12 protein-coding genes are annotated in these 12,508 nt (G+C 73.1%); 5 read left to right on the top strand and 7 right to left on the bottom strand.

The window, feature by feature from the left end:
* Positions 1 to 16 precede the first annotated feature (16 nt).
* A complete protein-coding gene (locus ABEA04_RS16435) occupies positions 17 to 1,297 on the bottom strand; it encodes an RNA polymerase sigma factor (protein ID WP_345460983.1) in 1,281 nt (426 codons plus the stop codon).
* A 22-nt stretch (positions 1,298 to 1,319) separates the two neighbouring features.
* Positions 1,320 to 1,697 carry a YciI family protein gene (locus ABEA04_RS16430; RefSeq protein ID WP_345460980.1) on the bottom strand — a complete coding sequence of 126 codons (378 nt, stop codon included), beginning with the start codon at positions 1,695 to 1,697 and terminating at the stop codon, positions 1,320 to 1,322.
* Positions 1,698 to 2,106: 409 nt separating this feature from the next.
* On the opposite strand from ABEA04_RS16430, the gene ABEA04_RS16425 reads away from it, so the two are divergent.
* Entirely contained in the window at positions 2,107 to 2,256 is a 150-nt protein-coding gene (locus ABEA04_RS16425; RefSeq protein ID WP_345460977.1) for a thiazolylpeptide-type bacteriocin, read from the top strand.
* A 190-nt stretch (positions 2,257 to 2,446) separates the two neighbouring features.
* On the opposite strand, the gene ABEA04_RS16420 is transcribed toward ABEA04_RS16425, so the two are convergent.
* The gene (locus ABEA04_RS16420) at positions 2,447 to 3,934 is read right to left on the bottom strand and encodes a SagB/ThcOx family dehydrogenase (protein ID WP_345460974.1); all 1,488 of its coding nucleotides are present in this window, start codon (positions 3,932 to 3,934) and stop codon (positions 2,447 to 2,449) included.
* Positions 3,935 to 4,111: 177 nt separating this feature from the next.
* Here ABEA04_RS16420 and ABEA04_RS16415 point away from each other — a divergent pair, with 177 nt between their 5' ends.
* Genes ABEA04_RS16415 through ABEA04_RS16400 form a run of 4 tightly spaced genes read left to right on the top strand, consistent with a single transcriptional unit; the run spans position 4,112 to position 9,163 of the window.
* Positions 4,112 to 5,686 (top strand): multicopper oxidase family protein, encoded by a 1,575-nt coding sequence (locus tag ABEA04_RS16415; RefSeq protein ID WP_345460971.1) that lies wholly within the window; start codon positions 4,112 to 4,114, stop codon positions 5,684 to 5,686.
* Between the two features lie 3 nt (positions 5,687 to 5,689).
* Complete coding sequence (locus tag ABEA04_RS16410; protein WP_345460968.1) at positions 5,690 to 7,276, top strand: class I adenylate-forming enzyme family protein; 1,587 nt, start codon at positions 5,690 to 5,692, stop codon at positions 7,274 to 7,276.
* Complete coding sequence (locus ABEA04_RS16405) at positions 7,273 to 8,088, top strand: 2-amino-3,7-dideoxy-D-threo-hept-6-ulosonate synthase (RefSeq protein ID WP_345460965.1); 816 nt, start codon at positions 7,273 to 7,275, stop codon at positions 8,086 to 8,088. Before ABEA04_RS16410 ends, ABEA04_RS16405 begins: the two co-directional genes overlap by 4 nt.
* The gene (locus tag ABEA04_RS16400) at positions 8,060 to 9,163 is read left to right on the top strand and encodes a 3-dehydroquinate synthase II family protein (RefSeq protein ID WP_345460962.1); all 1,104 of its coding nucleotides are present in this window, start codon (positions 8,060 to 8,062) and stop codon (positions 9,161 to 9,163) included. The genes ABEA04_RS16405 and ABEA04_RS16400 overlap by 29 nt, the downstream gene beginning before the upstream one ends.
* A 564-nt stretch (positions 9,164 to 9,727) precedes the next feature.
* On the opposite strand, the gene ABEA04_RS16395 is transcribed toward ABEA04_RS16400, so the two are convergent.
* The 4 genes from ABEA04_RS16395 to ABEA04_RS16380 form a co-directional block, all read right to left on the bottom strand.
* Positions 9,728 to 10,039, bottom strand: coding sequence for a GIY-YIG nuclease family protein (locus ABEA04_RS16395; RefSeq protein ID WP_345460959.1), 312 nt, complete (start codon positions 10,037 to 10,039; stop codon positions 9,728 to 9,730).
* Positions 10,040 to 10,421: 382 nt separating this feature from the next.
* Positions 10,422 to 11,177 carry an ABC transporter permease gene (locus ABEA04_RS16390; protein ID WP_345460956.1) on the bottom strand — a complete coding sequence of 252 codons (756 nt, stop codon included), beginning with the start codon at positions 11,175 to 11,177 and terminating at the stop codon, positions 10,422 to 10,424.
* Positions 11,174 to 12,211, bottom strand: a complete 1,038-nt coding sequence (locus ABEA04_RS16385) for an ATP-binding cassette domain-containing protein (protein ID WP_345460953.1) — start codon at positions 12,209 to 12,211, stop codon at positions 11,174 to 11,176. Before ABEA04_RS16385 ends, ABEA04_RS16390 begins: the two co-directional genes overlap by 4 nt.
* Before the next feature lie 32 nt (positions 12,212 to 12,243).
* A complete protein-coding gene (locus ABEA04_RS16380) occupies positions 12,244 to 12,393 on the bottom strand; it encodes a hypothetical protein (protein ID WP_345460950.1) in 150 nt (49 codons plus the stop codon).
* Between the last annotated feature and the right edge of the window lie 115 nt (positions 12,394 to 12,508).

Raw genomic sequence — 12,508 nt, 5'->3', positions numbered from 1 at the left:
CCTCCTGGGTCGCTTGCTATCTGTGGCCCGAAGCCGCAGCTGCACGACTGCGAAGAACCGCTGTCTCAGTTCGATTCGTCGCAAGGTCGGCGGCGTGGCTGAAGGCGGCAGCAGCTTCGACATCACATCCGGCGCGTTCGAGCAGGTCGCCGCGCACGCTGGGGATTAGAGGTGAGTTCGGGAGGGCGTCAACCGGGAGCAGGTCCAGGATCGCGAGGCCGACGGCGGGGCCGTTGGCACGGCCGTGAGCGACGGCGCGGTTGACATCAACAACGGGGCCGGGAGCGGCGTCCGCGAGGACGTCGTAGAGCGCGGCGATGCGGTGCCAGTCGGTGGCGTCGGCGGTCTCGGCGCGGGCGTGCTGGGCGGCAATGGCGGCCTGGAGGAAGTAGCGGCCCACCGGCGTACCCCCGGCAGCGAAGCGGTCTGCTGCGGCGAGGGCGGTGAGGCCGCTGCGCAATTGGGTGCGGTCCCAGCGGGTTCGGTCCTGGGCCTCCAGCAGCACCGGGGCGCCGTCGTCGTCCAGGCGGGCCGGCATGCGGGAGGCCTGCAGCTCGCAGAGCGCCTGCAGTCCGAGCACCTCGGGCTCCTCGGGTGCCAACGAGGAGAGCAAGCGGGCGAGGCGGATGGCCTCGTGGGCCAGCTCGGGGCGCATCCAGTCCTCGCCAGCCGTGGCGGCGTACCCCTCGTTGAAGATCAGGTAGATCACGGCCATGACGTCGTCCAGGCGATCGGAGCGCTCGGCGCCCGTGGGCAGGTCGAGCTGGACGCGGGCGTCGGCCAGCGTGCGCTTGGCGCGCGAGATGCGCTGCCCCACTGCCGACTCCGCGGCCAGGAAGCCGCGGGCGATCTCGGCGGTGGTCAGGCCGCCCACCAGCCGCAGCGTCAGCGCCGCCCGCGACTCCGGCGTCAGCGCGGGGTGGCAGGTCAGGAATATCAGCCGCAACACGTCGTCCTCGATGTGGTCGACCTGCGCGTCGAGATCGGGCATCTCCTGTCCCTCCCTCCCCTGCGCGTGCTCCAGCTCGACGACCTTGCGGCGCAGCGTCTCGGCGCGGCGGACATGGTCGACGCCGCGCCGCTTCGCCGTCGTCATCAGCCACGCGCCCGGGTTGTCGGGCACCCCGGACGCCGGCCACTGCTCCAGCGCGGCCACCAGCGCGTCCTGCGCGAGGTCCTCGGCGAGGTCGACGTCACGCGTCATCCGCACGAGGGCGCCGACGAGGCGGGCCGACTCGGCCCGCCACGCGGCGTGCACGGCCTGCGCCGCGCCGTCGTCCCTCGTCTGCGTCGGCACCGCGCCAGCGTAGTGAGCCTGCTCAGTCGGTGGGCTCCTCCGGGGCCTCGGAGATTTGGCGCAGCGTCGAGATCACGGTGATCTCGGGCCAGTGCTTCGCGTGCAGTTCGGCGAACAGCTTCTGGTCGGCGATCGCGTCCTCGACGGTGTCGTACTGCAGCAGCGACCAGCCGCCCACGACCTCCTTGGCCTCGGCGTAGGGGCCGTCGACGCGGCTCACCTCGCCCTTGCGCACGACGTAGTTCACGGCGTCCTCGGTGCCGAACAACCCGCCGCCGTCGACGAAGACGCCGTTCGCGGCGCGCTCGCCGATGTAGGCGTCCATGGCCTCGAAGAGCGCCTGGGGCGGGTTGGTGTCGAGGTTCTCCTCCATGCGGACGAAGCCCATGAAGCGCGGCATCTGGATCACTCTCCTGTGTGTTGGTTCCGGTTGGGTTCGTGGGTACGTCGAACGGGGGCGTCAGTCTTCGACATCGGGGTCAAAGGTTTTTCTCTCGATGTCGTTCGGGTGCGTTGGGTGGGTTCGGCCGGGCCCTTCGCCGACCTCAGGGTCCGCATGGCCGGGCCGGGTGAGCAAGGCCAGTGGTTTCGAGGTTCGTCGCCGGGGCTCCTCGCACCTCGACCATCGTCAGTGGGCCCTTTGACAGGCTCAAGGTCCGTCCCGCATGACCGGTGTCATGGGGGGCGTGACCTGCAGACATGGTCTGGGGCGGATCGGTTGGCAGGGCGGGCCAGGACTGAGGAAATGGTCTTGGCCGCACCGAGTGGCCACCAACCGGGCCAGATGGCCCACGACGAAAGGGTTCACCATGACCAAGAACGACGCCTTCGCCGCCTTCGACATCGACGAGCTGGAGGTCCTCGAGACCGCGCAGGGCACCGCCCTCCCCGAGATGGGCGCCTCCTCGGGCTCCATCGGCACCTCGAGCTCCTCGAGCTCGACCTGCTCGGCCTGCTGATCGGTGAGGGAGCGGGAGCCGGCCCCACGATGCGTGTGGAGCACCCTGTAGCCCTCTGAACAGACGATGCGCCCGTTGCGTTCTGCCGAACGCGACGGGCGCATTGTCGTGTGCTCTGAAAGTTGCTGTCCGGTGATGCGTACCGGGCAGGAGGCCCACGATACCCCCTGCCCGGCGCCGCCGGAGCGGATCAGGTGTTCACGAGCGACCAGCCCGGCGCCAGCTCGTCACCCTGCGAGACGTCGAGCGCCGGCCGCGAGCCGAGGATGAAGTCGCCCACCGACGACTCGCTGAGGTAGTCGAGCCCGAACGCGCGGGCCGCGAGGTCGGCGTCCCCGTTGCCCAGGCCGCACGGCGCGAGCCCCATGGCCGTCGCGACCAGGTACATCGTCTGGTAGACGACGCCCGTGTGCCGCAGCGTCGTGGCGTAGGCGATGCTGCGGTACTTCCACGAGACCCGCGCGAACCGCGCCGCCATCGTCACCAGCACGTCGGGCACCGTCTCGAGGCCGACGGCGGCCGAGGCCACGTTGAGCATCAGCTCGGCGTCGCGGTCGAGGTCGCCCACCGTCACCAGCGCGTGGCCCACCGGGTCGTAGTAGTAGCGCCCCGGCGCCAGGCCGGCGCAGCGCCGCACGGTGAGGAACAGCTCGAGCTCGTAGGAGCCGCCACCGCTCGGGTAGGGCCGCGAGACCCGCTGCTCCTCCCCCGGCGACGTCGGTTCGTAGGCCGCCCGCACCCGCGCCGTCCGGTAGAGGAACTCCCCCAGCTGGGCCAGCGTCATCGGCTCGTCGCCGTAGCCGCGCACCGACCGCCGGGTCTCCAGCGCCTCGGTGAGCGTGGGGTCGGCGGCCGCGACGTCGTCCAGCACCGGACGCAGCAGCGGCACGCGGACGCCGTCCGGCACCGGCCGCCGCGCGGGCAGCGGGTCGATCTCGCCGACGTAGGGGTAGGCCGCGCCGTGCACGGCGTCGAAGCGGCCCGAGCGCACCCGCGAGTGCATGAGCAGGTCGTGGAAGTCCCACTGCCGCAGCACGGGGTCGCTCTCGGAGGCGAACCGCCCCTGGTCGTCGGCCCGCTCGACGACTCCGGCGCCGACGAGGTGCGCCAGCACCGCGTGGACGTCGGGGTCGTCGCCCAGCTCGGACGCCGCCCGCCCCCGGCCTAGCGCTGGCACCAGCCGCGCCAGCGCGCCTTCGACCACGAACCGGGTCGTGGCCAGCGGCGACTCCAGCACCAGCGCGTCGCCGTGCGGCCGCAGCAGCGCGAACTTGCTCAGCCGGACGACGTCGTCGGCTGCCACCGGCGCCGGCGTCGGCCAGGCGCCGCGCGCGGTCTGCTCGGCGGACAGCACGACGGTGCCGTCGGCGCGCCACCACTGCCGGGCGACGCGGTGCCCGAGCCGGTCGAGGACGACGTCCAGCGCGGCCCGGCCGCGGGGGCCCAGCTCGCGCTCGACGGCGTCGAGGTCGAGCGGTCCGTCGACCATCCGCTCGAGCAGGTCGAGCAGCGGTGCGGGCAGGGGCCGCAGCACGGTGGCGGTGCCGGCCTCGCCGGCGACGGCGACGCCGTCCTCGAGCCGGCGCAGCACCGTGCCGCGCTTGAAGGTCGGGCCCCAGTGCAGGGGCGGTGAGGTGGTCGTGGGTGTGGGCGCCTCGGGCGCGCGCGTGGTGATCATGCCGCCGACGCTGGCACCTCCGCACGCGCGCGAGGCCCGCCCCGGCGCCCGGCATGACGGGTGTCACGGCCCGCATGACCCCGGGCCCCGGACCCGGCCCGACGACGTCCACGAGCGGCGCTCGCTGCCTAGCGTCCCGAAGCAGTCAGCCACACACCGTCCGAGCCAGGAGTCACGATGTCGAACCAGGCCAGCCGCTTCATCACCCGCCGCCGCGCGCTGCACGCCGGGGCCGCGATGAGCGGTCTCGTCGCCGCGCCGGTGGTCGCGAGCCGGCTGAACGGCGCCGAGCCGGCCCACGCCGCCCCCGCGCCCGCCGCCGGTCACGGCGGCCACAACGGGCACAGCGGGCACGACATGGCCGGCATGGAGGGCATGCCCGGCATGACCGACCCCGGTCCGGCCCACCCGGCCGTCGCCGCCGCGGCCGCCGCCAAGTTCACCCGCGAGCTGCCGCTGCTGAAGACCCGCCAGCCCACCGCGCGCACCAATGGCACCGACGTCTACGCCACCCGCATCGTCGACGGCACCGCCGACATCCTGCCCGGCGTGAAGAGCCGGGTGCGCACCTACGACGGCGACTTCGCGGGCTCGATCATCCGCGCCGAGCGCGGCCGCCGCGTCGTGATGGTGCACCAGAACAAGACCCCCGACCCCTCGCAGGTGCACCTGCACGGCGGCGTCACCCCGCAGCGCTGGGACGGCGGCCTCATGGACAACATCGAGCCCGGCGGCTTCCGCGAGTACGTCTACGCCAACGACCAGCCCGGCGCGACGCTGTGGCTGCACGACCACGTGCACCACGCCCACGCCGCCAACGTCTTCCGCGGCGTCGCCCGCCCCTACCTGCTGCACGACCCCGCCGAGGACGCCTTCAACCTGCCGTCGGGCGAGTTCGACCAGACCCTCGTGCTGCGCGACGCCCGCTTCGACGCCAACGGCGACCTCGCCTACCTGATGGACGACGCCGAGGGCCGCTCGACGATCCTGGTCAACGGCGTCCCGTGGCCGGTGATGCGGGTCACGGCCCGCAAGTACCGGTTCCGGTTCGTCAACGCCGCCAACCTGCGCTTCTTCGTCATGGCGCTCTCGAGCGGGACGCCGTTCACCCAGATCGGCGGGGACGGCGGCCTGCTGCCCGCCCCGTGGCAGGCGCCCGTCGTCGCCATCTCACCGGGCGAGCGCGCCGAGGTCGTCGTCGACTTCTCGGCCTTCCCGAAGGGCACCCGGCTGACGCTCGACAACTACATCGGCCCCGGCCCCGAGGCCGACGTCGGCAAGGTGATGGCGTTCGAGGTCGGCGACCCCGCCCCCGACACCAGCTCGGTGCCGGCCAGCCTCGTGCCGCTGCCGGCGCTCGCGGCGCCGACGGTCAAGCGCCGCTTCGAGCTGGCGATGGGCGAGCCGGGCAGCGGCGACATGACCGCCACCATCAACGGCCAGGTCTTCGACCACGACCGCATCGACACCACCGTGCGCTGGGGCACCACCGAGGAGTGGACGGTGGTCAACACCAACGCCACGCTGCCGCACAACTTCCACACCCACCTCGCGCCGTTCAAGGTCGTCAGCCGCAACGGCGAGGCGCCGATGCCCGACGAGAGCGGGCTGAAGGACACCGTGCAGGTCTTCCCGGCGCAGGAGGTCGTCCTCCGCATCACCTTCGACAGCCACAAGGGCGTCTTCCCCTACCACTGCCACATGCTCGACCACTCCGACATGGGCATGATGGCCCAGCTCAAGGTGGTGTGACCCGTGACCACCGCCGTGCTCCCCCGGCCACTGTCTCCTGGCCTGGCCGCCGAGCAGCTCGACCTCACCACCGGCTACGTCGCCCGGCTCCTCGCCGGATGGGACGCCGACCCCGACCGGGACGTCGTCCTCACCGCCGAGGGCTCGCTCACCGCCGGTGAGCTGGCCCGTCGCACCCGCGCCGCCGCCCACCGGCTGGCCGCGCGGGGCGTCGGGCCGGGCGCGACCGTCGCCCTGCTCACCGTGCCCAACGACCCCGCCATGCTCGTCACCCGCTGGGCCGCCCACCGCCTCGGCGCCGCCGTCGTCCACGTGCGCTCGATGAACCCCCGCACCGACGAGGTCGAGCTGCCGGTCGAGGTGCAGGCCGACGTCCTGCGCGCCACCCGGCCCGCCGTGCTGCTGGCCGACCGCGACTCCGCCGTGCGCGCCCGGCTGCTCGGCTCGCTCACCGGCGTCGACGTCGTCACCACGGACCCTGAGCTTGTCGAAGGGACGGACCCTGAGCTTGTCGAAGGGCTCCCGACCCGAGTCGAGGCCTCCGCCCTCGCCCTCGTCGACTTCACCAGCGGCACCGTCAACGCCCCCAAGCTGGTCGCCCAGTCGTGGGGCTCCCGCGAGCGGCTCGTCGGCCGCCTCGCCGGCGACACCGACCCGACCCGCCCCGCCCGCTTCCTCAGCGTCACCCCGATCAGCCACACCACCGCGCCGATGATCGACGCCGCCCTGCTCGGCGGCGGCTCGGTCGTGCTGCACCCCGGCTTCGACGTCGACGCCGTGCTCGCCGCGATCGGCGCCGGCGTCACCGACCTCTACCTCGCCGTGCCGCACCTGCTCGCGCTGCTGGACGACGCGCGCCTCGCCACCACCGACCTCACCGGCCTGCGCCGCGTCGTCTACAGCGGGACGCCGTCGTCCCCCTGGCGCGTCAAGCAGGCGGCCAAGGCCTTCGGCGGCTCGCTGGTGCAGGTCTACGGCGCCACCGAGACCGGCGGCATCAGCGCGCTGACCCCGGACGACCACCTCGAGCCCGAGCTGCACGGCACGGTCGGCAAGCCGTTCCCGTGGGTCGAGGTCGAGGTCCGCGACGAGACCGGCGACGTCGTCCAGCACGGCCGCACCGGCGAGGTGTGGGTGCGCTCCGAGACCGTGATGAGCGGCTACCTCGGCCCCGACGCCCCTGACCGTCGGCGCACCAAGGACGACGACGGCTGGGTCGCCACCGGCGACCTCGGCCGCATCGACCGCCACGGCTACCTCGTGCTGCTCGGCCGCGTCGGCGGCGTCATCAAGACCGGCGGGCTCAAGATCTACCCCGCCGCCGTCGAGGACGCGCTCACCCAGCACCCCGCCGTCCGCCAGGCCGTCGTCGAGGGACGCCGCTCGTGCGACCAGCGCGAGCACGTGCACGCCACCGTCTCGTGCGCCCCCGGCGCCGTCACGCCCGACGAGCTGCACGACCACGTGGCCGCGCTGCTCAGCGAGACCCACGCGCCCACCCAGTTCACGTTCTGGTCGGGCATCCCGCTCACCTCGCGGGGCAAGCCGGACTACCGGGCGATGCGTGCCCGGACGGAGGAGGAGCGATGAGCGGCCGCGACCTGCGCCTGCGACGCCTGCACCGCCACGGACCGCGGCTGCTCGTCGCCCCCCTCGACCACCCGATGGCGATGGGTCCGCTGCTGCCCCGCGCCCGCGACCTCGACGACCTCGTGGCCGGCCTGGCCCGCGGCGGCGCCGACGCCGTCGTCCTGCACAAGGGCGCGGTGGGCCGTGTCGACCCGCGCCACTGGGGCGACCTGGCGCTCGTCGTCCACCTCAACGGCAGCACGCCCATGGCCGGCGAGCCCGACGAGAAGTACCTCGTCTGCTCGGTCGAGGAGGCGCTCCGCGCCGGCGCCGACATGGTGAGCGTGCACGTCAACGTCGGCGCCCGCACCGAGGCCCGCCAGCTGCAGGACCTCGCCGACGTCGCCGCCGACTGCGACCGGTGGGGCGTGCCGCTGATGGCGATGGCCTACCCCCGCGGCCCGCTCGTGGCCGACCCCTACGACCCCACGCTCGTGCAGCACGCCGTCACGGTGGCCGCCGAGCTCGGGGCCGACGTCGTGAAGACCGTGCAGGTGGCCGACCCGGCCGACCTGCGCGCCATCACCGCGTCGTGCCCGGTGCCGGTGATCGTCGCCGGTGGCGCCCCGCGCGAGCGGGACGCCGACCTCGTCGCCGACGTCGAGGCCGCGCTCGCGGCCGGCGCCGGCGGGGTGGCGCTGGGCCGCTGCCTGTTCCAGTCCGACGACCCCGCCCGAACCACGCGCGCCGTCGCGCGTCTCGTGCACAGGCCCAGCCCGTGGGCCGTGACCCAGGAGGTAGACCATGACCGTCCCCAAGCTGTGCTGGCTTGACCTGCGCGAGGCGTCCGACGTCGGCGCGGTCGTCGAGGAGGCCCTGCACCAGGGCATCGACGCCGTGCTGACCGACGACCCGCGCGTGCTGGAGGTGCTGCCCCCGTCGATCCGGCGGGTGCTGGCGCTGCCGGCCGTCGACGAGACCACCGACGTCGGGCTGGCGGACGTCGTCGTCCTGCCGCACGGCGCCGACCGCGCGCTGCTGCGCGAGCTGCACCCGAAGGTCGAGATCGGCGACTGGGTCGAGATCACCGACGCCGACAGCCTCGACGTCGCGTGCCGCTCGGCGTGCAGCGAGACGTGGAGCGTGCTGCACTTCCACGACCCGACGAAGATCCCGCTCGAGATCGTCATCGCCGCCGCCACCGGCGCCGAGGGCTCGATCATCACCACGGCCGCCGACCCCGAGGAGGCCGAGATCGTCTACGGCGTCCTCGAGCTCGGCTCGGACGGCGTCCTGATGAAGGGCCGCGAGGTCGGCGACGCCACCGCGCTGCGCCGGGCCGCCTCGGGCACGCACGGTGAGGTCGAGCTCGTCGAGCTGACCGTCACCGCCACCGCGCACGTCGGCATGGGCGAGCGCGCCTGCGTCGACACCTGCACCTACTTCGACAAGGACGAGGGCATCCTCGTCGGCTCGACCTCGAAGGGCATGGTGCTGTGCGTCAGCGAGACCCACCCGCTGCCCTACATGCCGACCCGGCCGTTCCGCGTCAACGCCGGCGCGATCCACTCCTACACGCTCGCCGCCGACGGCCGCACCAGCTACCTCAGCGAGCTGCACGCCGGCAGCCGGATCACCGCCGTCGCCGCCGACGGCCGCTCCCGCCAGGTCACCGTCGGCCGGGTCAAGATCGAGACCCGCCCCCTGATCAGCGTGGACGCCGTCTCCCCCGACGGCCGCACGGTCAACCTGATCCTGCAGGACGACTGGCACGTGCGCGTGCTCGGCCCCGGCGCCGTGGTGCTCAACAGCACCGAGCTGCGCCCCGGCGACGTCCTCCTCGGCCACCTCCCCACCGCCGACCGCCACGTCGGCTACCCGATCGACGAATTCTGCCGGGAGCAGTAGGGCATCTCGCTTCTCCCCTCGACGACCACCGTCGGCTCTGCCGGCGGTGGTCGTTGGCGTCTGACGACGGTCGAGGTGCGAGGAGCCCTGGCGACGAGCCTCAGGACCACCGGCCGTCCACGCGAACGTTCCGGAGACCCCCTGCGAGGTCTCGAGGCTGCGGCCGTGGCCGGCCTCGCACCTCGACCACCGTGGGGCCGGCATGACGATGGTCGAGGTGCGAGGAGCCCTGGCGACGAGCCTCGAGACCACCGGCCGTCAACGCCAGCGCTCCCAAGATCCCCTACGAAGGTCTCGAGGCTGCGGCCGTGCCCGGCCACGCACCTCGACCACCGTGGAACCGGCATGACGATGGTCGAGGTGCGAGGAGCCCTGGCGACGAGCCTCGAGACCACCGGCCGTCCGCGCGAACGTTCCGGAGACCCCCTGCGAGGTCTCGAGGCTGCGGCCGTGGCCGGCCTCGCACCTCGACCACCGTGGGGCCGGCATGACGATGGTCGAGGTGCGAGGAGCCCTGCCGACGAGCCTCGAGACCCCAGAGCGCACACGCCAACGCGCCCGAGCTCAGACCGTCGTCCCGCCCTCCCGCTCCTGCACCGCCTTGCGCCTGGCCAACGCGATCAGCGCGTCGTAGTCACCCCGCATCAGCGCCTCGCGCTTCTTGCGTCCCCACCCTTGCACCCGCTTCTCGAAGTCGAACGCCTGCTGGATCGAGGGGAAGTCGGCCGACCACAGCAGCTGCACGGGACGTCGGCGGCGGGTGTAGGCCGCGCCGAGGTCCGGCGTGTTGTGCTCGGCGATGCGCTGATCGAGGTGGACGGTGCTGCCGACGTAGTAGGTGCCATCGGCACAGAGCAGGATGTAGACCCAGGCCATCGCGTCAGGGTCCGGGTCGCGGCGTACGCCGGCAACGACGTCCGGGCGGCCTGTGGATGGCCGCCTGGGTGCGGTGTCGGCTGGCGTCGTCCTTGCCAGGTCTCGAGGCTCGGCCGTGGCCGGCCTCGCACCTCGACCATCGTCGATCACGGTGGTTGAGGTGTGAGGAGCCCTGGCGACGAACCTCGAAACCACCGGCCGTGTACGCGAACGTCCCCGAGATCCCTTGCCAGGTCTCGAGGCTCGGCCGTGGCCGGCCTCGCACCTCGACCATCGTCAGGACCGTCGGCCTCGCACCTCGACCGTCGTCGGGCCGCGTACCAAAAACACCTCGACCACCGCCGGCAGACGGTGGTCGAGGTGTCGGGGCACCAAGGAGAAGTCAGGCCTGTTCCTTCCGGAACGCCGCGGTGCCCCACCACAGCGCGAGCACGCACAGCCCGACGGCCCAGCCGGTGCCGGTGAGGACCGTCGAGACGCCGGCCTCGCCCGAGAAGGCGCCGCGGACGGCGTCCACCACGTAGCGGATGGGCATCAGGTCGCTGATGCGCTGGAGCCAGGCGGAGCCGATGCTCATCGGGAGCAGGATCCCCGAGAGCAGCAGCACCGGCATCATGACGGTGTTGACGATGGGGGCCATGAGGTCCTCGCGCGAGGTGCCCATGGCGAGGGCGTTGGACGCCGCGGCGCAGGCGGTGCCGATGAGCAGCGTCAGCGCGCAGCCGATGGCGACGCCGCCGACCGGGGCGCGCAGGCCCATCGCGAAGCCGAGCACCACCAGGATCAGCACCTGCGCGAACAGCTGGGTGACGTCGCGGCCGAGACGGCCGACGAGCAGGGCGGTGCGGTTGGCCGGCGTCACGCGCTCGGACTCCACCACCCCCTCCCGCTTCTCGCCGATCAGCGCGAACCCGGCGAACAGGGCACCGAAGGTGCCGAGCTGCACGAGCAGTCCGGGCACGAAGAAGATGTAGGCGTTGTCGTAGCCGATGCTCTTCGCGATCGGCCCGAGCAGCGGCGCGAACAGCACGAGGTACAGCACCGGCTGCAGCATGCCGACGACCACCCACACCGGGTTGCGCAGGCTCATCCGCATCTGGCGGCGCCACACGATGAAGCTCTGCCTGAGGAACGTCATGCCGGCACCCCCACCAGCTCGGGCTCCACGGTGAGCGCGTCGGGCTCGACGCCGTCGTCGCGCAGGGAGCGGCCGGTCAGGTCGAGGAAGACGTCCTCGAGCGTGGGACGCCGCACCTCCAGCGAGGCGAGGAGGATGCCGCGGTCCTGCAGCGCCCGCGTCAGCGCGGGCACCTCGGTCGCGGCGTGGCGCAGGCGTCGTCTGACGCGCGCGCCGTCCACCTCGACCGCCCCGGGCGCATCCCCCGCAGCGGCCAGCACCGACGCGGCGCGGTCGGCGTCCCTCGGGTCGAGCACCCCGAGGTCGACCAGGTCGCCGGAGACGGCGGCCTTGAGCGCGTCGGGGGTGTCGGCGGCGATCACGCGGCCGGCGTCGACGACGACGATCCGGTCGCTGAGCGCGTCGGCCTCGTCGAGGTAGTGCGTGGTGAGCAGCACCGTGGTGCCGCGCTCGGCGCGCAGCCTCCGCACGTGCGCCCACAGGTTGGCCCGCGACTGCGGGTCGAGCCCGCTGGTGGGCTCGTCGAGCAGCACCAGGTCGGGCTGGTGGATCAGTCCCATCGCCAGGTCGAGCCGGCGGCGCTGGCCGCCCGACATCTCACGCGGGGTCCGCTCCCAGAGACCCTCGATGTCGAGCTCGGCCATCAGCGCGCGGGCCCGCGGCTCGACGTCGCGGGTGCGGCCGCCGTACAGCAGGCCGCGGTCGATCACCTCGTGCCCGGCCCGCGCCAGGCCCGAGACGCCGCCCGACTGCGAGACGTAGCCGATGCGGCGTCGCACCGCGCCCGGCTCGCGGACGACGTCGTGCCCGGCCACGGAGGCGCTGCCGCCGGTGGGCCGCAGCGTCGTGGTGAGCATGCGCATCGTGGTCGTCTTGCCGGCCCCGTTGGGTCCGAGCAGGCCCACGATCTCGCCGGGGCGGACGACGAGGTCGACGCCGACCACGGCGGGGACCTCCCGACGGGCCCGGCCGCGGCCGACCGTGAACGTGTGGGCGAGCCCCCGCGTCTCGATCATCGGCTTGGTCGATGTCATCGTCGTCAACCCCTTCCTGTCCTAGTTCCTTCTCACCAGCAGTCGATGCAGGGCGTGTGCACGACGATCCCGGCGCTGTCGTCGCGCTGGGGGGCGTTGCCCTCGTCGGCCTGGCCGGAGGCGATCCCCGGGGCGACGAACAGAGCGGTTCCGAGCACGATGGTCGAGACGAGCTTCCGCATGGTGGTTCCCTCCCTGGTGCCGGCCCTCCGAGTTGGGCCGGCTGTGACTTCACCCTCACCCGGCGGCCGGAGCGGTGTCACCGGGCACAAGTTGCCGTGGCTCCTTGTGCCCCGG

The organism is Nocardioides marinquilinus, assembly GCF_039543705.1.
In the GTDB taxonomy this organism is placed as follows: domain Bacteria; phylum Actinomycetota; class Actinomycetes; order Propionibacteriales; family Nocardioidaceae; genus Nocardioides; species Nocardioides marinquilinus.
The sequence above is the reverse complement of the archived record's forward strand: the minus strand, read 5'-3'. Positions and strand labels throughout refer to the sequence as shown.

What these genes read in the sequence shown, in the direction of transcription:
- ABEA04_RS16430 (WP_345460980.1), bottom strand. Translation starts at nt 1,697, where the DNA reads ATGCCGCGCTTCATGGGCTTCGTCCGCATGGAGGAGAACCTCGACACC.
- ABEA04_RS16425 (WP_345460977.1), top strand. Translation starts at nt 2,107, where the DNA reads ATGACCAAGAACGACGCCTTCGCCGCCTTCGACATCGACGAGCTGGAG.
- ABEA04_RS16420 (WP_345460974.1), bottom strand. Translation starts at nt 3,934, where the DNA reads ATGATCACCACGCGCGCGCCCGAGGCGCCCACACCCACGACCACCTCA.
- ABEA04_RS16415 (WP_345460971.1), top strand. Translation starts at nt 4,112, where the DNA reads ATGTCGAACCAGGCCAGCCGCTTCATCACCCGCCGCCGCGCGCTGCAC.
- ABEA04_RS16405 (WP_345460965.1), top strand. Translation starts at nt 7,273, where the DNA reads ATGAGCGGCCGCGACCTGCGCCTGCGACGCCTGCACCGCCACGGACCG.
- ABEA04_RS16400 (WP_345460962.1), top strand. Translation starts at nt 8,060, where the DNA reads ATGACCGTCCCCAAGCTGTGCTGGCTTGACCTGCGCGAGGCGTCCGAC.
- ABEA04_RS16395 (WP_345460959.1), bottom strand. Translation starts at nt 10,039, where the DNA reads ATGGCCTGGGTCTACATCCTGCTCTGTGCCGATGGCACCTACTACGTC.
- ABEA04_RS16390 (WP_345460956.1), bottom strand. Translation starts at nt 11,177, where the DNA reads ATGACGTTCCTCAGGCAGAGCTTCATCGTGTGGCGCCGCCAGATGCGG.
- ABEA04_RS16385 (WP_345460953.1), bottom strand. Translation starts at nt 12,211, where the DNA reads ATGACATCGACCAAGCCGATGATCGAGACGCGGGGGCTCGCCCACACG.
- ABEA04_RS16380 (WP_345460950.1), bottom strand. Translation starts at nt 12,393, where the DNA reads ATGCGGAAGCTCGTCTCGACCATCGTGCTCGGAACCGCTCTGTTCGTC.